The organism is Pseudomonas sp. JY-Q (assembly GCF_001655295.1).
Classification (GTDB): Bacteria; Pseudomonadota; Gammaproteobacteria; order Pseudomonadales; family Pseudomonadaceae; genus Aquipseudomonas; species Aquipseudomonas alloputida.
In genome coordinates this window covers 956,463-976,055 of the sequence record NZ_CP011525.1, presented here as the reverse complement: position 1 = coordinate 976,055, position 19,593 = coordinate 956,463, and the positions used below count along the sequence as shown (strand labels likewise).

At 60.6% G+C, this 19,593-nt stretch carries 17 protein-coding genes and 2 tRNA genes; 1 reads left to right on the top strand and 18 read right to left on the bottom strand.

Translation table 11 applies throughout. The features are described from left to right. Window positions 1-135: 135 nt before the first annotated feature. The 13 genes from truB to rlmE form a co-directional block, all read right to left on the bottom strand. Window positions 136-1,053: a tRNA pseudouridine(55) synthase TruB gene (gene truB, locus AA098_RS04315; RefSeq protein WP_003249968.1), complete on the bottom strand. Its 918-nt coding sequence runs from the start codon at window positions 1,051-1,053 to the stop codon at window positions 136-138. A gap of 3 nt (window positions 1,054-1,056) precedes the next feature. Then, window positions 1,057-1,455: a 30S ribosome-binding factor RbfA gene (gene rbfA / locus AA098_RS04310; RefSeq protein WP_003249967.1), complete on the bottom strand. Its 399-nt coding sequence runs from the start codon at window positions 1,453-1,455 to the stop codon at window positions 1,057-1,059. A gap of 116 nt (window positions 1,456-1,571) precedes the next feature. Then, entirely contained in the window at window positions 1,572-4,112 is a 2,541-nt protein-coding gene (gene infB, locus AA098_RS04305) for a translation initiation factor IF-2 (protein WP_003249965.1), read from the bottom strand. A gap of 27 nt (window positions 4,113-4,139) precedes the next feature. Further along, entirely contained in the window at window positions 4,140-5,621 is a 1,482-nt protein-coding gene (gene nusA, locus AA098_RS04300; protein WP_003249963.1) for a transcription termination factor NusA, read from the bottom strand. Window positions 5,622-5,680: 59 nt separating this feature from the next. Further along, complete coding sequence (rimP, locus tag AA098_RS04295) at window positions 5,681-6,139, bottom strand: ribosome maturation factor RimP (protein ID WP_003249960.1); 459 nt, start codon at window positions 6,137-6,139, stop codon at window positions 5,681-5,683. A gap of 129 nt (window positions 6,140-6,268) precedes the next feature. Then, window positions 6,269-6,345 (bottom strand) — tRNA-Met (locus tag AA098_RS04290). A gap of 100 nt (window positions 6,346-6,445) precedes the next feature. Then, window positions 6,446-6,531 (bottom strand) — tRNA-Leu (locus AA098_RS04285). A gap of 21 nt (window positions 6,532-6,552) precedes the next feature. Then, a complete protein-coding gene (gene secG / locus AA098_RS04280) occupies window positions 6,553-6,951 on the bottom strand; it encodes a preprotein translocase subunit SecG (protein ID WP_003249958.1) in 399 nt (132 codons plus the stop codon). Window positions 6,952-6,955: 4 nt separating this feature from the next. Then, window positions 6,956-7,711 carry a triose-phosphate isomerase gene (gene tpiA / locus AA098_RS04275; protein WP_003249956.1) on the bottom strand — a complete coding sequence of 252 codons (756 nt, stop codon included), beginning with the start codon at window positions 7,709-7,711 and terminating at the stop codon, window positions 6,956-6,958. Window positions 7,712-7,776: 65 nt separating this feature from the next. Beyond that, window positions 7,777-9,117: a phosphoglucosamine mutase gene (glmM, locus tag AA098_RS04270; protein WP_003249955.1), complete on the bottom strand. Its 1,341-nt coding sequence runs from the start codon at window positions 9,115-9,117 to the stop codon at window positions 7,777-7,779. Between the two features lie 16 nt (window positions 9,118-9,133). Then, window positions 9,134-9,985, bottom strand: coding sequence for a dihydropteroate synthase (folP, locus tag AA098_RS04265; RefSeq protein WP_003249952.1), 852 nt, complete (start codon window positions 9,983-9,985; stop codon window positions 9,134-9,136). A gap of 8 nt (window positions 9,986-9,993) precedes the next feature. Beyond that, entirely contained in the window at window positions 9,994-11,898 is a 1,905-nt protein-coding gene (gene ftsH, locus AA098_RS04260; protein ID WP_003249950.1) for an ATP-dependent zinc metalloprotease FtsH, read from the bottom strand. A 206-nt stretch (window positions 11,899-12,104) separates the two neighbouring features. Beyond that, a complete protein-coding gene (gene rlmE, locus AA098_RS04255; RefSeq protein WP_003249947.1) occupies window positions 12,105-12,728 on the bottom strand; it encodes a 23S rRNA (uridine(2552)-2'-O)-methyltransferase RlmE in 624 nt (207 codons plus the stop codon). A 102-nt stretch (window positions 12,729-12,830) separates the two neighbouring features. On the opposite strand from rlmE, the gene yhbY reads away from it, so the two are divergent. Then, window positions 12,831-13,139 (top strand): ribosome assembly RNA-binding protein YhbY, encoded by a 309-nt coding sequence (gene yhbY / locus AA098_RS04250; RefSeq protein WP_003249945.1) that lies wholly within the window; start codon window positions 12,831-12,833, stop codon window positions 13,137-13,139. 12 nt (window positions 13,140-13,151) lie between these two features. Here yhbY and AA098_RS04245 read toward each other — a convergent pair whose 3' ends face one another. The 5 genes from AA098_RS04245 to dapB all read right to left on the bottom strand — a co-directional run bounded on the left by AA098_RS04245 (window position 13,152) and on the right by dapB (window position 19,590). Further along, the gene (locus AA098_RS04245; protein ID WP_012053750.1) at window positions 13,152-13,601 is read right to left on the bottom strand and encodes a hypothetical protein; all 450 of its coding nucleotides are present in this window, start codon (window positions 13,599-13,601) and stop codon (window positions 13,152-13,154) included. Then, window positions 13,579-14,055 carry a transcription elongation factor GreA gene (gene greA, locus AA098_RS04240; protein ID WP_024717413.1) on the bottom strand — a complete coding sequence of 159 codons (477 nt, stop codon included), beginning with the start codon at window positions 14,053-14,055 and terminating at the stop codon, window positions 13,579-13,581. The genes AA098_RS04245 and greA overlap by 23 nt, the downstream gene beginning before the upstream one ends. 2 nt (window positions 14,056-14,057) lie before the next feature. Continuing rightward, window positions 14,058-17,279 (bottom strand): carbamoyl-phosphate synthase large subunit, encoded by a 3,222-nt coding sequence (gene carB, locus AA098_RS04235; protein WP_003249937.1) that lies wholly within the window; start codon window positions 17,277-17,279, stop codon window positions 14,058-14,060. Between the two features lie 105 nt (window positions 17,280-17,384). Continuing rightward, a complete protein-coding gene (gene carA, locus AA098_RS04230; RefSeq protein ID WP_003249935.1) occupies window positions 17,385-18,521 on the bottom strand; it encodes a glutamine-hydrolyzing carbamoyl-phosphate synthase small subunit in 1,137 nt (378 codons plus the stop codon). A gap of 265 nt (window positions 18,522-18,786) precedes the next feature. Then, a complete protein-coding gene (dapB, locus tag AA098_RS04225) occupies window positions 18,787-19,590 on the bottom strand; it encodes a 4-hydroxy-tetrahydrodipicolinate reductase (protein WP_003249933.1) in 804 nt (267 codons plus the stop codon). Between the last annotated feature and the right edge of the window lie 3 nt (window positions 19,591-19,593).

Sequence of the window (19,593 nt, the reverse complement as noted above, 5' to 3'; positions counted from 1 at the left end):
GATAACGGATCCCGCAAGCGGGGTCCAATAGGCCAGGGACAAATCCCTGTATTAATAAAAAAGGTGTGACCGTGCCTACTGACAGCCACCCTTGATGCCGTGGGGCTCGGCAACTGCCTGACCCCGCGGTTTCGGTCATTCCGACCGAATCAGCCGACGCGGCGCAATGCGCCCGTCTTCGCTCACTTCACCGATACCGATGAAGCGTGCGTTGTGATCCTGTACCCGCACCATGCCAAATTGTGGCGCGTCCGGCGCGCGTACCGCCTGGCCATGCAGCCAGTAGAACGCACTGTGTTCCGACAGGCTGACCAACGGCCAGTCCTGCAGCCCGCTGTCCGATGGCATCAGGAAGCGGTCGAGCGCTTCGTTACCACCTTCGGCATGGGCCTGTTCGAGTTCCTCGAGGGTGACCGTCTGTGCCAGCGCAAAGGGCCCTGCCTGGGTCCTGCGCAGCTCGGCGACATAGGCGCCGCAACCAAGGGCTTCACCGATATCCTCCACCAGCGTGCGGATATAGGTGCCTTTGCTGCATCCTACGCTCAGCCGTGCACGGGTGCCTTCGCACTCGAGCAACTCCAAGCGGTTAATAGTAACAGAACGCGCCTCGCGCTCCACTACCTCTCCTGCACGTGCCAGTTTGTACAGCGGCTGGCCGTCACGCTTGAGCGCCGAGTACATAGGCGGTATCTGGCTGATCGGGCCGCGAAAACGGGGCAGCAGCGCTTCGATGTCGGCGCGACCAACGGTCACGTCGCGGGTCTGCAGCACCTCACCCTCGGCATCGCCGGTGTTGGTAGTCTGCCCCATCTGCATGACGGTTTCGTAGCCCTTGTCGGAATCCAGCAAGTACTGCGAAAACTTGGTCGCTTCACCGAAGCACAGCGGCAACACGCCGGTCGCCAGCGGGTCGAGGCTACCGGTATGGCCGGCCTTTTCCGCGTTCAGCAGCCAACGCACTTTCTGCAAGGCGGCATTGGACGTGAAGCCCAGCGGCTTGTCGAGCAGGATGATGCCGCTGACATTGCGGCGGATACGTTTGACCTGGGCCACCGCTTACTCCTTGGTGTCCGACTCGTCGGCATCCTTGTGCAGGCGGTCTTCGGCCACTGCACGCTCGATCAGCGCCGACAAGTGCACACCACGGCTGACACTTTCATCGAAATGGAAGTGCAGCTGCGGCACGCTGCGCAGTTGCATCGAACGCCCCAGGTGCAGACGCAGGAAGCTGGCGGCGCTATTCAATGCCTTGAGCGATTGCTGCACGGCATCCGGGGTTTCCTCGCCCATGACGGTGATGAACACCTTGGCATGGCCCAGGTCACGGCTCACGTCCACGGCGGTGATAGTCACCAGACCGACACGCGGGTCCTTGACTTCGCGACGGATCAGCTCGGCCAGCTCGCGCTGCATCTGATCGCCAATACGTTGGGTACGGCTATATTCTTTGGCCATTCTTGCTACCTGTAACTTAAAGCGGCAAACGCCCGGACAGACGAATGCCTGACCGGGCGCTACCTGAAGAGGTACCGCAAGCCGCCCTGTAGCAGGCGCTTGCGGCTCGCTCGCCCTTAAAGGGTACGAGCCACCTGGACTTTCTCGAAGACTTCGATCTTGTCGCCGACCTTGACGTCGTTGTAGCTCTTGACGCCAATACCGCACTCCATGCCCGAACGGACTTCGGAAGCATCGTCCTTGAAGCGACGCAGCGATTCCAGCTCGCCTTCGAAGATCACAACGTCATCACGCAGTACGCGAATCGGACGGTTGCGGTACACGGTACCCTCGATGACCATACAGCCAGCGATGGCGCCGAACTTCGGCGAACGGAACACGTCACGTACTTCGGCGACACCCAGGATGTTCTCGCGAACATCGCTGCCGAGCATGCCGGTCAGGGCCTTCTTGACGTCTTCGATGATGTCGTAGATCACGTTGTAATAACGCATATCCAGACCTTCCTGCTCGACGATCTTGCGCGCACCGGCATCGGCACGCACGTTGAAGCCGAACAGTACTGCATTCGAAGCCAGCGCCAGGTTGGCATCGCTCTCGGTGATACCACCGACGCCACCACCAATCACGCGCACTTGCACTTCGTCGTTGCCCAGGCCGCCGAGCGAACCCTGCAGCGCTTCCAGAGAACCACGCACATCGGTCTTGAGAACGATGTTGAGGGTTTTCTTCTCTTCCTGCCCCATGGTCTCGAAGATGTTTTCCAGCTTGCCTGCGTGAGCACGGGCCAGCTTGACCTCGCGATACTTGCCTTGACGGAACAGGGCAACTTCACGGGCTTTCTTCTCGTCGGCAACCACGGACAGCTCGTCACCGGCTTCCGGAGTACCGTCCAGGCCGAGGATTTCGACCGGGATCGACGGGCCAGCTTCCTTCACAGGCTTGCCGTTCTCGTCGAGCATGGCACGTACGCGGCCATAGTTGGAGCCGCACAGGACCATGTCGCCCTGACGCAGGGTACCGTCCTGAACCAGGATGGTCGCCACCGGGCCACGACCCTTGTCCAGGCGCGATTCGACAACCACACCACGACCTGGCGCGGTTGGGGTAGCGGTCAGTTCGAGGATCTCGGCCTGCAGCAGAACGGCTTCGAGCAGCTCGTCGACACCGGTACCCATCTTCGCCGAAACCTTGACGAACGGCGTGTCACCACCCCAGTCCTCGGAGGTAACGCCTTCGACGGACAGCTCGTTACGGATGCGATCGAGGTCAGCACCTGGCTTGTCGATCTTGTTCACTGCAACGACCAGCGGAACACCGGCTGCCTTGGCATGCTGAACGGCTTCGCGGGTTTGCGGCATCACGCCGTCGTCCGCCGCCACCACCAGGATGACAATGTCGGTCGCCTTGGCACCACGGGCACGCATCTGGGTAAACGCAGCGTGACCTGGGGTATCGAGGAAGGTGACCATGCCGCGGTCGGTTTCCACGTGGTAGGCACCGATGTGCTGGGTGATACCACCGGCTTCGCCAGCGGCAACCTTGGCACGACGGATGTAGTCGAGCAGCGAGGTCTTACCATGGTCAACGTGACCCATGACGGTAACCACCGGCGCACGCGACTCGGTCTGGCCTTCGAACTTCAGCGATTCGGCCAGGGAGTCTTCCAGGGCGGTGTCGCTGACCAGCGTGACCTTGTGGCCCAGCTCTTCTGCGATCAGCTGAGCGGTTTCCTGGTCGAGCACCTGGTTGATGGTGACCGGGGTCCCCATCTTGAACATGAACTTGACCACTTCAGCGCCCTTGACGGACATCTGGTTGGCCAGCTCGGAGACGGTGATGGTCTCGCCGATGGTCACGTCACGGATGACGGGGCCGGTCGGGTTCTGGAAGCCGTGCTGATTACGCTTTTTCAGCTTGCTCTTGCCACCACGGCCACGACGAGCGCCATCGCTCTCTTCGTCGGTAGTGCGCGGAGCAGCACGCGGAGTCGGCGCCTTTTCCTTCTCCTTGACCTTGACCTTGATCGACACACGAGGTGCCTCGCCACGACGACGGTCGTCATCACGGGTACGGCTTTCGTTGCGACGGGTCTCGTCTTTCTTGCGCTCGGCAGCACGGGCTGCGGCGTCTTCAGAGGCCGGGGCGTCTGCGACTACCGGGGCCGGAGCAGCGACCGGAGCAGCGGCAGGAGCCGGCTCTGGCTTGGCAGCAGGCGCAGGGGCGGCGGCTGCGGAGCCGGCGGCCTGACGGCGAGCCTGCTCTTCGTTGCGCTGGCGAACTTCGGCCTCGACCTTGTCGCGAGCGGCATTTTCAGCCGCGCGGCGCTCATCCAGCTCACGCTTCTGCTCAGCCTGGATTTCTTCAGGGCTGCGCTGAACGAAAACTTTCTTCTTGCGTACTTCTACGCTGATGCTCTTGCTACCGGCGACACGCAGGGTGCTGGTGGTTTTGCGCTGCAAGGTAATCTTGCGCGGCTCTTCCGCCTTGCTCTTGTGGCTGCTTTTCAAATGAGTCAGCAAGGTCTGCTTCTCATTGTCGGTCACTACCTGACCGGCGTCGGTGTGCGGCAGACCTGCCTCACGCATCTGCTGCAGCAGGCGCTCTACCGGTGCCTCGACCTCTTGGGCCAGTTCTTTCACCGTGACTTGCGTCATGCACTTCTCTCCTCAGGCCGCGCCTAATTACTCGAACCAGTGGGCTCGGGCGGCCATGATCAACTTGCCGGCACGCTCTTCGTCGATGCCGTCGATGTCGAGCAGATCGTCGATCGACTGCTCGGCCAGGTCTTCGCGGTTAACCACGCCGCGCACCGCCAGTTCAGCCGCCAGGTCTTTGTCCATGCCCTCAAGGGAGAGCAGGTCTTCGGCCGGGTGGGCGTCTGCCAGTTTTTCTTCGGTAGCGATGGCCTTGGTCAACAAACGGTCCTTGGCTCGAGCGCGGAGCTCATTGACGATATCTTCGTCAAAGCCATCGATGTTGAGCATTTCTTCCAACGGTACGTAGGCAATTTCTTCAAGGCTGGTGAAGCCTTCGTCGACCAGCACTTGGGCCAGCTCCTCGTCGACTTCCAGTTCCTCGATGAAATTGCGCAGGATGTCACCGGTTTCGGCCTGTTGCTTGGCCTGGATGTCCTTCTCGGTCATCACGTTCAGGGTCCAGCCGGTCAACTGACTGGCCAGGCGAACGTTCTGACCGCCACGGCCAATGGCCTGGGCCAGGTTGTCCTCGGCGACGGCGATGTCCATGGCATGGGCATCTTCATCAACGATGATCGCCGCGACTTCAGCCGGCGACATGGCGTTGATGACGAACTGCGCCGGGTTATCGTCCCACAGGACGATATCCACACGCTCACCACCCAGCTCCCCGGATACGGCCTGGACGCGCGAACCACGCATGCCGATGCAGGCACCTTGCGGGTCGATACGCTTGTCCTTGGAGCGGACGGCGATCTTGGCTCGCGAACCCGGATCACGGGAAGCAGCCATGACTTCGATGAGGCCCTCGGCAATTTCCGGCACTTCAATGCGGAAAAGCTCGATCAGCATCTGCGGCGCGGTGCGCGACAGGATCAGCTGTGGGCCACGGTTTTCGGTGCGAATTTCCTTGAGCAGCGCACGCAGGCGCACACCAACACGGAAGGTTTCGCGCGGAATGATGTCTTCGCGAGCCAGCAAGGCCTCGGCGTTGTTGCCCAGGTCAACGATGACGTTGTCGCGGGTAACCTTTTTTACGGTACCGGAGATGATCTCGCCAACGCGCTCACGGTAGGCATCGACCACCTGGGCACGCTCGGCCTCACGGACCTTCTGCACGATGACCTGCTTGGCGGTCTGGGCGGCAATACGACCGAACTCGATGGACTCGATCTTCTCTTCGATCACGTCACCGACCTTGGCTTCAGGGTGGGTGTCCTTGATCTTGTCCAGCCAGGTCTCGATCGCCGGATCATCAAGATCGGCTTCGTCGACCACGGTCCAGCGACGGAAAGTCTCGTAGCTACCGGTGTGGCGGTTGATTTCCACACGTAGGTCGACTTCGTCTTCAAAACGTTTTTTGGTTGCAGTGGCCAGGGCCACTTCCAGCGCTTCGAAAATGACGCCGGGCGGTACACCTTTTTCGTTGGATACCGATTCAACAACCAGCAGTACTTCTTTGCTCATCGTACGCCTCGCCTTGCGCAAGCCATTGGGCCCGGATAGTCCGCCGGGCCCGGCACGTCTCAGTCAAAACTGGGAATAATATTGGCCTTGTCGATCGAGTCGATCGGTAACAGGAACTCCTGGTTGTCCACCTGGACCACCACATCCTGCTCCTCCACACCGCGGAGAAGGCCCTGGAAGTTACGACGACCCTCGAAGGGTGAGCGCAGCTTGATCTTCACTTGTTCGCCGGCATGCGAGGCAAACTGTTCCAGCGTGAACAGTGGGCGATCCATGCCTGGAGAAGACACCTCGAGGGTGTACTCACTGCTGATTGGATCTTCCACATCGAGGATTGCGCTGGCCTGACGGCTGACTGCTTCGCAGTCGTCCACCAGAATACCGCCTTCCTTGTCGATGTAGATGCGCAGTACCGAATGCTTACCCTGGGAAACGTATTCGATCCCCCAGCACTGATAGCCCAGACCCTCGACAACCGGGGCCAACAAGGCCTGCAACTGTTCTAGCTTGCTCGACACCTGAACCCCCTCGTGCATGCTGTGCAAATAAAAAATGGGCGAAGCGCCCATCCCTGAAAGCGCCGTAGGACAACGACGCCGAAACTGTTCGGTTAGCAAAAAGCCCCTGAAAAGGGGCTCCGCTGAAGCTGGTTGCGGGGGCTGGATTTGAACCAACGACCTTCGGGTTATGAGCCCGACGAGCTACCAAGCTGCTCCACCCCGCGACAAAGCTGGGGCAAAAGTATAAGACCGAACCCTGTTGAGGGTCAAATCCAAACATTCACCTACAAGAAAGCCCGCTAAAGCGGGCTCTCAAGCTTTAATTGGTACCGAGAAGGGGACTCGAACCCCTACACCCTATGGGCACAACCACCTCAAGGTTGCGTGTCTACCAATTCCACCACCTCGGCAATACTACTACTTGAAACCCGTTACTTCTGCTCTTGAGCCGGAGGAGGTACATCACCCGTATTACTGGTGGTTTCGCTCTTCTGCTGCTGGAGCACCGGAACATCATCATTAACTGCCGGTTTTTGCGGCTCTTTCACTTCTAGCACTGCTGGATCTGGAAGACCTGCTTGGCTAAGCTGGTGAGCTTGTTGCTTCGCGAAGTATCCTAACCCAAGTGCTGTCAAAAAGAAAGTGGCAGCGAGTATAGCAGTTAATTTACTTAGGAACGTTGCAGAGCCTTGGCTCCCGAACACGGTATTTGAAGCCCCCGCGCCGAAAGATGCACCTGCTTCAGCACCTTTACCCTGTTGCAACAGAACCAGCACTACAAGCGACAGCGCTGCCAACAGATGAAAAACAACGATGACTGTTTCCAGCATTTGTTCAGTTTCCTGCGGCGCGACAAATTGCACCGAATTCGTCTGCGTTCAGGGAAGCCCCACCAATGAGCCCCCCATCGATATCCGGCATGCCGAACAGTTCGGCCGCATTGGCCGCCTTCACGCTGCCGCCGTATAGCAACTGCACCTTCGCAGCCACTTCAGCATCTTCTGCCGCCAACTGGCCGCGGATGGCGGCGTGCACATCCTGGGCCTGCTGTGGCGTGGCCGTAAGGCCCGTACCGATGGCCCATACAGGCTCATAGGCAATTACTGCATCGGCAAAAGCCTTAACACCGAATGCTTCGATGATACTGCTTAGTTGACGCCCGACAACTTCGAGCGTTTTGCCAGCCTCGCGCTCCTCAAGGGTTTCCCCTATGCAAAGCACTGGCTTCAAGCCTTTGGCCTGGGCCGCTGCAAACTTGCGATTGAGCACTTCGTCGGTTTCACCAATAATCTGGCGACGCTCCGAGTGACCAATCAACACCAACTTGCAACCTGCTTCAACCAGCTGCTCCGGAGCAACTTCCCCGGTCAGCGCACCCTGTTCGGGTTGTACAGCAGAATTCTGTGCGCCGACAGTAATTTCTTTACCTGCCAGGCCATCAATCACCTGATTGATGAACAAGGCCGGTGGAAATACGGCGACTTCCACTCCGCTCGGCAAGGCGAGATTGCTCAAGCCTTTGGTCAGCTCAGCGACGCTAGCGCGGGTACCGTGCATTTTCCAGTTACCAGCTACCATAGGGCGACGCATGCTTTACCTCGTCGGTCAAAGTGGGCGCAGATCTTACCCAACCAGATCTGCGCTGGCAAGCGCCTTCAGACACAAACTTCGCTGACCAGTTTGGCCAGTGCTTCAGCATGGGCCCGCACCTGGCTTTCGTCTTCGCCCTCAACCATGACCCGCACCAGCGGCTCGGTACCGGACTTGCGCAACAGCACGCGACCACGCCCCGCCAGCGCATCGGTAACCTTTGCACTGGCTTCCTTGACGGCGGGGTGCTCCAGCGGGTCGACCTTGCTGGCGCCAAAGCGCACATTGATCAGCACCTGCGGACACTTGCGCAGGGCCTGACGGGCCTGGGCCAGGGTTTCACCCCGGCGCTTGAGCGCCATCAGCACCTGCAGCGCGGCAATGATCGCATCGCCGGTTGTGGTGTGGTTGCAGCACACGACGTGACCGGAGTTTTCACCGCCGACCAGCCATTCACGCTCCAACAGCTCGGCCATGACGTAACGGTCGCCGACCTTGGCTCGCACAAACGGGATGTCCAGGTCCTTGAGCGCCAGCTCCAGGCCCAGGTTACTCATCAGCGTGCCGACCACCCCACCTTGCAGCTTGCCATGCTCCTGCAGGTCGCGAGCAATGATGAACAGCAGCTCGTCACCGTCGACGATGGCGCCCGTGTGGTCGACCATCAGCACGCGATCGCCGTCACCGTCAAAGGCAATGCCGAGATCGGCATGCCCGACCAGTACAGCGGCCTGCAGCGATTCGATGTGTGTCGAGCCGCAACCTTCGTTGATGTTCAGGCCGTCCGGTTGCGCATGCAGCACGGTCACGTCGGCACCCAGCTCACGGAATACGCTGGGCGCAACCTTGTAGGTCGCACCATGGGCGCAGTCGACCACCAGCTTGAGGCCTTCGAAGCTGGTGCTGCTCGGCACGCTGCTCTTGCAGAATTCGATGTAGCGGCCGGCGGCATCGTTGATACGCGAAACCTTGCCCAGCTTGCCCGACTCGACAACGGTCATCGGTTGATCGAGCAGCTCTTCGATCATCAGCTCGACCTCGTCCGGCAGCTTGGTGCCCTGGCCCGAGAAGAACTTGATGCCGTTGTCATCGTGCGGATTGTGCGAGGCACTGATGACGATGCCGGCTTCGGCGTGGAAGGTACGCGTGAGGTAAGCGATGGCCGGTGTCGGCATCGGCCCGAGCAGCATCACATCGGCACCTGCCGCGGACAGGCCGGCTTCGAGTGCGGACTCGAACATGTAGCCGGAAATACGCGTGTCCTTGCCCACCAGCACGCGGCAGTGCCCTTGCTTGCGGAAGGCCATGCCGGCCGCCCAGCCAAGCTTCAGCATGAAGTCAGGCGTGATCGGGTATTCGCCGACGCGGCCACGAATGCCGTCGGTACCAAAGTATTTTCTGCTCATAGGGACTCCAATGTTCTTATTCGGCGTTTTGCACCGCAGCGATCATGCGTACCACATCAACGGTTTCGGCCACGTCATGTACCCGAAGGATGCTCGCCCCTTTGGTCATGGCCAACGCCGCCAGCGCAAGGCTGCCGTACAAGCGCTCGCCGACCGGACGTTCCAGCGTCAGGCCGATCATGCTCTTTCGTGAAACGCCCACCAGCAGTGGACGCCCAAGGCGATAGAGCGCTTCCATGTGCTTGAACAGGCTCAGATTGTGCGCCAGTGTCTTGGCGAAACCGAAGCCCGGGTCAAGGATGATTCTGTCAGCGTCGATGCCCGCTGCGGCGCAGGCGGCCATCCGCTGTTCTAGATAACGGGTGACGTCGGCGGTCACGTCCTGGTAATGCGGATCGTCCTGCATGTTACCTGGCTCGCCACGCATGTGCATGAGGCACACCGGCAGACCGGTGTCCGCCGCAGCGTCCAGGGCACCATCGCGCTCCAGGGCCCGCACGTCGTTGATCAGCCCAGCACCCAGGCGGGCTGCTTCACGCATGACAGCAGGCGTGGAGGTATCGACCGAAATGACCACGTCGAGGCGACTGTTGATGGCCTCGACCATTGGCGCCACACGCTCCAGCTCCTCGGTCACCGACACTGCACGCGCACCCGGGCGCGTAGACTCGCCACCGATGTCGATCAGCGTTGCGCCAGCGGCCACCATCGCTTCGGCATGGCGCAGGGCCTCGTCGCGCTGACTGAAGCGACCGCCATCGGAGAAGGAATCGGGGGTGATATTGAGAATACCCATGACATGGGTATGTGACAAATCAAGAACCCGGCTGCCGCAAGGCAACCGGGTGGGGTACTGCACTGAGCTCATAGATGCCCTTAGTGTTCAGCCGCTGGGCCGCCGATTGGCGATTCCGGACGCTCATCCTGGGCCGCAGGCGTGCCCGAGTGCTTGTCATCGTCCCAATCACGCGGCTCACGTGGTGTGCGCCCAGCCATGATGTCGTCAATCTGATCGGCATCGATGGTCTCGTACTTCATCAGCGCTTCGGTCATCGCCTCGAGCTTGTCGCGGTTGTCGATCAGCAACTGTTTGGCAGTGGCGTAGCACTGATCGATGATGCTGCGCACCTCGGAGTCGATCAATTTGGCCGTCTCACCGGACACGCTGGCATGCTGGCTACCGGCACTACGGCCGAGGAACACCTCGCCCTCTTCCTCTGCATACATCAGCGGGCCAAGCTTCTCGGACAGGCCCCATTTGGTCACCATGTTACGGGCGATCTGGCTGGCGCGCATGATGTCGTTGGACGCGCCAGTGGTCACGCCATCGAAGCCCAAGGTCATCTCCTCGGCGATACGGCCGCCATACAGCGAGCAGATCTGGCTGATCAGCGCACGCTTGGAGAGGCTGTAGCGGTCTTCTTCCGGCAGGAACATGGTCACACCCAAGGCACGACCACGCGGGATGATCGAAACCTTGTAGACCGGGTCGTGCTCAGGCACCAGGCGACCGACAATGGCGTGGCCAGCCTCGTGATAGGCCGTGTTTCTCTTTTCCTTCTCGGACATGACCATGGTCTTGCGCTCAGCGCCCATCATGATCTTGTCCTTGGCCAGCTCGAACTCTTTCATTTCGACCAGGCGCTTGTTGGAACGCGCGGCAAACAGCGAAGCCTCGTTGACCAGGTTGGCCAGGTCGGCGCCGGAGAAGCCTGGGGTACCCCGCGCGATGACCGCCGGGTTGACGTTCTCGCCAATCGGCACCTTGCGCATGTGCACCTTGAGGATCTGCTCGCGACCACGAATGTCCGGCAGGCCAACCACCACCTGGCGGTCGAAGCGGCCGGGGCGCAGCAGCGCAGGGTCGAGCACATCCGGACGGTTGGTGGCAGCGATGACGATGATGCCATCGTTCATCTCGAAGCCGTCCATCTCCACCAGCAACTGGTTGAGGGTTTGTTCACGCTCATCGTGACCGCCGCCCATGCCGGCGCCACGATGGCGACCAACGGCGTCGATTTCGTCGATGAAGATGATGCACGGGGCGTGCTTCTTGGCCTGCTCGAACATGTCGCGCACACGGCTGGCACCGACACCCACGAACATTTCCACGAAGTCCGAACCGGAAATGGTGAAGAACGGTACTTTCGCCTCGCCCGCAATGGCCTTGGCCAGCAGGGTCTTACCGGTACCGGGTGGGCCAACCATCAGCACACCGCGCGGGATACGGCCGCCCAGGCGCTGGAACTTGCCCGGATCGCGCAGGAACTCGACCAGCTCGCCAACCTCTTCCTTGGCCTCGTCGCAGCCCGCAACGTCAGCCAGCGTGGTCTTGACCTGGTCTTCGGACAGCAGGCGTGCCTTGCTCTTGCCGAAGCTCATCGGCCCGCCCTTGCCGCCCGCGCCCCCTTGCATCTGGCGCATGAAGAACATGAACACGGCAATGATCACCAGGATCGGGAAGCTCGCCACCAGCAACTGCGTCCAGATGCTCTGTTGCTCAGGCTGCTTGCCTTCGACGACCACGTGGTTGTCGACCAGATCGCCGATCAGGCCATTGTCGGTGATGGCCGGGCGCACAGTCTTGAAGTTGTCGCCATCGGTGCGCTTGCCAGTAATGATGTAGCCATCGACGGTCACACGCTCGACCTTGCCATCCTTGACCTGCTGGATGAAGTCGGAGTAGTTGAGGGTCTGCGGCTCGTTAGGGCTGGAGAAGTTGTTCATCACTGTCACCAGGACAGCTGCGATGATCAACCACAGGATCAGATTCTTTGCCATGTCGTTCAATTAGCTACCCTCTGAGGCCGGCGCACGACGCAGCCGTGCCTCGCATGATATTCATCGCCCTAACTTACTACATTACCTACGCAGCCGCAGGCACCGTCTGTAACCCTTTGTGAAAGCTAGACTACACGAAGTTCGGACGATCCTGACGCAGTGGCCGATTGGAATTAACTATCGACCACCCCGCTTCACACCTTTCATTACCCTTTGAAGCCCCTGCCCAACAGGTACTGCTCGCGGGAACGGTCCCGTGACGACGATGGCTTGCGCATTTGCACCTTGTCGAACTTGCTGCGCACATCCTTCAGGTACACGTCAAAACCTTCGCCCTGGAAAATCTTGATCAGGAAGTCGCCCCCGGGCTTGAGCACGCGGGTCGCCAGATCGAGGGCCAGCTCGCAGAGGAACATGGCACGCGGAATGTCCACCGCGGGCGTACCACTCATATTGGGGGCCATGTCGGAAATCACAAGGTCCACATGCGAATCGCCCACCGCTTCGAGAATGCGCTGCAGCACTTCGTCGTGGGTGAAGTCACCTTGAATGAAGGTCACGTCGGCGATCGAGTCCATTTCCAGAATGTCGGAAGCGATCAGGCGACCCTGGCCACCAATCAGACGACTGGTCACCTGGGACCAGCCACCAGGGGCCGCGCCGAGGTCGATCACGCTCATGCCTGGGCGGATAAGGCGGTCCTTCTCCTGGATCTCCAGCAGTTTGTAGCTCGCACGCGAGCGATACCCATCCTTCTGCGCCTGCTTCACAAAAGGGTCGTTGAAATGCTCTCGCAGCCAGTTTGCGCTGCTTTTGGAACGTTGTACCACGGGGCACCTCGATGATATGCGTCGTGATTGACTGGGCGGAGCCGGTGGCCCTCGGGTAAAATGCCGGTCAATTTTACAGAATCAGACGGAAAGGGTCAGATTATGCCGCTCAATAACGAGCAGAAGAAGCAATACAAGTCCATTGGTCATGACCTGAAGCCGGTCCTGATCGTTGCTGGCAACGGTTTGAATGAAGGCGTGATCGCCGAACTGGAGCGCGCACTGGTCGACCATGAGCTGATCAAGGTCGAAATTCGCTCGGAAGACCGCGAGGAACGCGCCGAAACCATCGCCGAGCTGTGCAAGGCCGGCCGTGCCGAGCTGGTGCAGACCATCGGCAAGAAAGCCCTGATCTACCGCAAGAACCCACAGCCGAACAAACAGCTGTCCAACATCCACCGTTACAAGTAACGGTGGCTCCGATCAGTGGCGCGGTGAACGCGCCCTGACCGGTACCGGCTGGGCCACCAGCACGATGCCGGAAAAGCCCAGCACCAGGAAGCAGAACATCTGCCAGCGCTCGCCCACGGAAATACCGTAGCGCAAGGTGTAATACCCCACGCAGGCACCAAAGCCGAGCAACAGCATCTGGCCGCGGAACTGCCGCCACCAGGCCGCCAGGCCGTCCACCCTCGCCAGCACTGCCAGCTGAGTCAACAAGCCAAGCAACGCCACGCCGATCAACCAGCGGTCGATCTGCCCGGCGATATCCTGCACCAGCAGCGGGGCCAGGCCACTGACCTTGAGCGCAGGCACCAGCCCTACATGGAACACCCACAGGCCACCGACCCAGAAAACCTGGGCCAGTTGCCAGAGGATCCCCTCAAGGGACGGCGCCCGCAGGCGTCGGTCAGATGTGCTTGACTTCGACAATCTCGTACTCGACCGTGCCACTAGGCGTCTTGACGACGACAGTATCACCTTCTTCCTTGCCGATGATGGCACGGGCAATGGGTGCACCGCTCGACAGCTTGCCCTGCTTCACGTCAGCTTCATCCTCACCAACGATCTGGTAGGTCACCTCTTCATCGGTTTCGGTGTTGGCCAGTACCACGGTGGTACCGAAAATCACCTTGCCGGTGTGAGGGATGGTGGTCACATCGATGACCACCGAATTCTGCAGACGGCCTTCGATATCACGGATACGCGCTTCGACCATGCCCTGCTCCTCACGGGCGGCATGGTATTCGGCGTTTTCCTTGAGGTCACCCAGCTCACGCGCTTCACCAATGGCCTGACTCAGGCGCGGACGCTCGGTCTTGCTCAGGAACAGGTGCTCTTCTTCCAGGGCGCGAGCGCCCTGGACGGTCATCGGGTATTTGGTAATGCTCATGCTTTCAGTCCTGCATGCAGATCCTGCAAGCGACGAACGGTCTTTTCCGGACCGAATTTCAGCGCTTCGCAGATGGCTTCACCAGCCGCAATGGTAGTGGTGCAGTAAATCTTGTGCTGCAGCGCATTGCGACGAATCGAGTAGGAGTCGGCGATCGACTGGCGACCTTCGGTGGTATTGATGATCAGCGACACTTCGTCGTTCTTGATCATGTCGACCACATGAGGGCGACCTTCGGTCACTTTGTTCACACGGCGCACTTTCAGGCCTGCCGCCTCGATAACCTTGGCGGTGCCGGCAGTGGCAACCACTTCGAAGCCCAGGGCGATCAGGTCGCGGGCAACGCCGGCCACTTGTGGCTTGTCGTCGTCGCGTACGCTGATGAACGCGGTACCGCCCGTCGGCAGCACTTCGCTGGCACCCATCTGGGCTTTGGCGAAGGCTTCACCGAAGCTGTCACCGACACCCATGACTTCACCGGTCGATTTCATCTCAGGGCCGAGGATCGGGTCAACCCCTGGGAACTTGGCGAACGGGAAGACGGCTTCCTTCACGCTGTAGAAGTTCGGGATGATTTCCTGGGTGAAGCCCAGCTCTTTCAGGGTTTTACCCGCCATGACGCGGGCCGCGATCATCGCCAGGGACGTGCCGATGCACTTGGACACGAACGGTACGGTACGCGAGGCACGCGGGTTGACTTCGATCACGTAGATCTTGTCGCCCTGCAGGGCCAGCTGCACGTTCATCAGGCCGACCACGCCCAGCTCCAGCGCCATTTTCTTGACCTGAACGCGGACTTCGTCCTGCACTTCCTTGCTCAGCGAGTAAGGTGGCAGCGAGCACGCCGAGTCGCCGGAGTGTACGCCGGCCTGCTCGATGTGCTGCATGATCGCGCCGATGACCACGTCGGTGCCGTCGCACACCGCATCCACGTCCATCTCGATGGCGCAGTTGAGGAAGTGGTCGAGCAGTACCGGGCTGTCGTTCGACACTTGTACCGCTTCACGCAGGTAGCGCTTGAGCTCGTCCAGCTCGTAGACGATCTCCATGGCACGGCCGCCCAGTACGTAGGACGGACGCACGACCAGCGGGTAGCCGATGCTGCCCGCAGCACGGATAGCCTCTTCTTCGCTGCGCACGGTGGCGTTTGGCGGCTGCAGCAGGTTCAGGCGCTGAACCATCTGCTGGAAGCGCTCACGGTCTTCGGCGCGGTCGATGGCGTCAGGGCTGGTACCGATGATCGGAACGCCAGCTTCTTCCAGAGCGCGGGCCAGCTTCAGCGGGGTCTGGCCGCCGTAGTGAACGATCACGCCCTTCGGCTTCTCGACGCGGCAGACTTCCAGCACGTCTTCCAGGGTCAGCGGCTCGAAGTACAGGCGGTCGGAAGTGTCGTAGTCGGTGGAGACGGTTTCCGGGTTGCAGTTGACCATGATGGTCTCGTAACCGTCGTCACGCAGCGCCAGGGCGGCGTGTACGCAGCAGTAGTCGAACTCGATACCTTGGCCGATACGGTTCGGGCCGCCACCCAGGATCATGATCTTGTCGCGGGTCGACGGGTTGGCCTCGCACTCTTCCTCGTAGGTGGAGTACAGGTAGGCGGTGTCGGTGGCGAACTCGGCGGCGCAGGTGTCGACGCGCTTGTACACCGGGAACACTTCCAGCTTGTGGCGGTGGCGACGCAGGTTCTTGTCGGTGATGCCCAGCAGTACTGCCAGACGCTGGTCCGAGAAGCCCTTGCGCTTGAGGCGCAGCATGTAGTCCTTGTCGATTGCCGACAGGGCCAGGGTCTTGACCTTCTCTTCTTCCTTAATCAGGTCTTCCATCTGCACCAGGAACCACATGTCGATGCCGGTCAGATTGAAGATTTCTTCGCAGGTCATGCCCGAACGCATGGCGTCAGCCACGTACCAGATACGCTCGGCACCCGGCACGGTCAGTTCGCGCTTGAGGATGCTGGCGGCTTCTGGGCTGGCCAGGTCGACTTTCGGGTCGAGGCCGCAGGCGCCGACTTCCAGGCCGCGCAGGGCTTTCTGCAGGGATTCCTGGAAAGTACGGCCGATGGCCATGACTTCACCCACGGATTTCATCTGGGTGGTCAGGCGGGCGTCGGCTTTCGGGAATTTCTCGAAGGCGAAGCGTGGCAGCTTGGTGACGACGTAGTCGATCGACGGCTCGAAGGACGCAGGGGTGCGACCGCCAGTGATGTCGTTCTGCAGCTCGTCGAGGGTGTAACCAATGGCCAGCTTGGCGGCGATCTTGGCGATCGGGAAGCCGGTGGCCTTGGAGGCCAGGGCGGACGAACGCGATACGCGCGGGTTCATCTCGATGACGACCATGCGGCCGGTGTTCGGGCAAATGCCGAACTGGACGTTGGAGCCGCCGGTTTCCACACCGATTTCACGCAGCACCGCCAGCGAGGCGTTGCGCATGATCTGGTATTCCTTGTCGGTCAGGGTCTGTGCCGGGGCAACAGTGATCGAGTCACCGGTGTGCACACCCATCGGGTCGAAGTTCTCGATCGAGCAGACGATGATGCAGTTGTCCTTCTTGTCGCGGACCACCTCCATCTCGTATTCCTTCCAGCCGATCAGCGATTCGTCGATCAGCAGCTCTTTGGTCGGCGACAGGTCCAGACCACGGGTGCAGATTTCCTCGAACTCTTCACGGTTGTAAGCGATACCGCCGCCGGTGCCGCCCATGGTGAACGACGGGCGAATGATGCATGGGAAGCCGAGCTTCTCGAGGACCGCATTGGCCTCTTCCATGCTGTGGGCGATACCGGAGCGCGGGCACTCCAGGCCGATGTCCTTCATGGCCTTGTCGAAGCGCGAGCGGTCTTCGGCCTTGTCGATGGTGTCAGCGTTGGCACCGATCATCTCTACGCCGAACTTTTCCAGAACGCCGTGGCGCTCCAGGTCCAGGGCGCAGTTCAGGGCGGTCTGGCCACCCATGGTCGGCAGGACGGCGTCCGGGCGCTCTTTCTCGATGATCTTGGCCACCGATTGCCACTTGATCGGCTCGATGTAGGTGGCGTCGGCCATGGCCGGGTCGGTCATGATGGTGGCTGGGTTGGAGTTCACCAGGATGACGCGGAAACCTTCCTCGCGCAGGGCTTTACAGGCCTGCGCGCCGGAGTAGTCGAATTCGCAGGCCTGGCCGATCACGATCGGGCCAGCGCCGAGAATCAGGATGCTTTTGATGTCTGTACGTTTTGGCATGGTGGTCACTCAAATCCGGGGTCAGTCGGCAAGCCGCTTTGAACAATCTGGGTCAGGCGCTGCCGGGCGCGGCAGGTGCCGGCCCGGGGCCTTGAAGCAGGATGCTCAGCGGCGCTTGGCCATGGCATCGGTGAAACGATCGAACAGAGGCGCGACGTCGGTCGGGCCCGGGCTCGCTTCAGGGTGGCCCTGGAAGCTGAACGCGCTCTTGTCGGTACGCTCGATACCCTGCAGGGTGCCGTCGAACAGCGACTTGTGAATGGCGCGAACGTTACCCGGCAGGGTCGCCTCGTCAACGGCGAAGCCGTGGTTCTGGCTGGTGATCATGACCACACCGGTATCCAGGTCCTGGACCGGGTGGTTGGCACCGTGGTGGCCGTGGCCCATTTTCACGGTCTTGGCGCCGGAAGCCAGGGCCAGCAGCTGGTGGCCGAGGCAGATGCCGAATACCGGGATCTCGGTTTCGAGGATTTCCTTGATCGCCTGGATCGCGTAGTCGCACGGCTCAGGGTCACCCGGGCCGTTGGACAGGAACACGCCGTCCGGGTTGAGTGCCAGCACTTCGCTGGCCGGGGTCTGGGCTGGCACCACGGTCACGCGGCAGCCGCGGGCCACCAGCATGCGCAGGATGTTCAGCTTGACGCCATAGTCGAAGGCAACCACATGGTACGGCAGGTCGGCAGCGTCGATGGTCGGGTGGCTGTCGGTTTTCAGCTCCCACACACTGGAGCGCCACTCGTAACGTTCCTTGGTGGAGACGACCTTGGCCAGGTCCATGCCCTTCAGGCCCGGGAAGCCACGGGCAGCGGCGATGGCCGCTTCTTCGCTGATGTTGTCACCCGCCAGAATGCAGCCGTTCTGGGCGCCCTTTTCACGCAGGATACGGGTCAGGCGACGGGTGTCGATGCCGGCAATGGCAACGACGTTGTTAGCCTTGAGGTACTCAGGCAGCGACTGGGTGTTACGCCAGTTGCTGGCCAGCAGCGGCAGGTCACGGATGACCAGGCCAGCGGACCAGACGCGGTTCGACTCGGCGTCTTCCGGGGTAGTACCGGTGTTGCCGATGTGCGGGTAGGTCAGGGTAACGATTTGCTGCGCGTAGGAAGGGTCTGTAAGGATTTCCTGGTAGCCGGTCATAGCGGTGTTGAATACCACCTCACCAACGGTCTGACCGTCGGCACCGATGGCTTCACCGCGGAAAATACTGCCGTCGGCAAGGGCGAGTATGGCTGGCTTTGTCAAGAAGACCTCCCGTAAATCAAGCATGAAAGGGCGATCGCAGGTTGCAAAAAAGCGGAGTGACGTATGGACACGTCACCCCGCTTTCATGTGCTGAATTCAATTCGCTGCGCGCTTTTAGTGGACACACTAAAGCTGTAGCTTACAGAAAAGTGTGTTTTCGGTCTACCGTGGATGTGTCTCTAAAACACATGATTGCGACAGACTGACATCGGCAGTGGCTTCTTCGCGAGCTTGCCCGCGAAGAAGCCACTGCCGATAGAACGGCTTAACGCAGTTCAAGCACATCCTGCATGTCGTACAGCCCCGGCTCGCGCCCATCCAGCCACAGCGCCGCACGTACAGCACCCTTGGCGAAGGTCATGCGGCTGGAGGCCTTGTGGGTGATTTCCAGGCGCTCGCCTTCAGCAGCGAACAACACGGTGTGATCGCCCACCACATCGCCGGCACGCACGGTAGCGAAACCGATGGTCTTGCGATCGCGCGCACCGGTCTGCCCTTCACGACCATACACGGCCACTTCCTGCAGATCACGGCCCAGCGCATTGGCAACCACTTCACCCATGCGCAGTGCAGTACCCGACGGCGCATCGACCTTGTGCCGATGGTGCGCCTCGATGATTTCGATATCGACATCATCACCCAGCACCCGCGCAGCCATATCCAGCAGCTTGAGGCTAAGGTTGACCCCCACGCTGAAGTTGGCGGCGAACACGATTGGAATGTCCTTGCCAGCCTCAGCCAACAACTGCTTCTCTTCGACTGTAAAACCGGTCGTGCCGATGATCATCGCCTTGCCGTGCTTGCGGCAGAACGCCAGGTTTTTCAGGGTCACCGAGGGGTGAGTGAAATCGATCAGCACATCGAACTCGTCGGCAACCTTGGCCAGGTCGTCGGACAACAGCACGCCAATTCGGCCAAGTGCCGCCAGCTCTCCGGCATCAGCCCCGACCAACGAGCTGTCTGGGCGATCGATCGCCGCAGTCAGCCCCGCGCCCGGGGTTTGTTGCACGGCTTCGATGAGGGTTTTGCCCATCCGCCCCGCCGCGCCCATCACTGCAATACGTCGCATAAC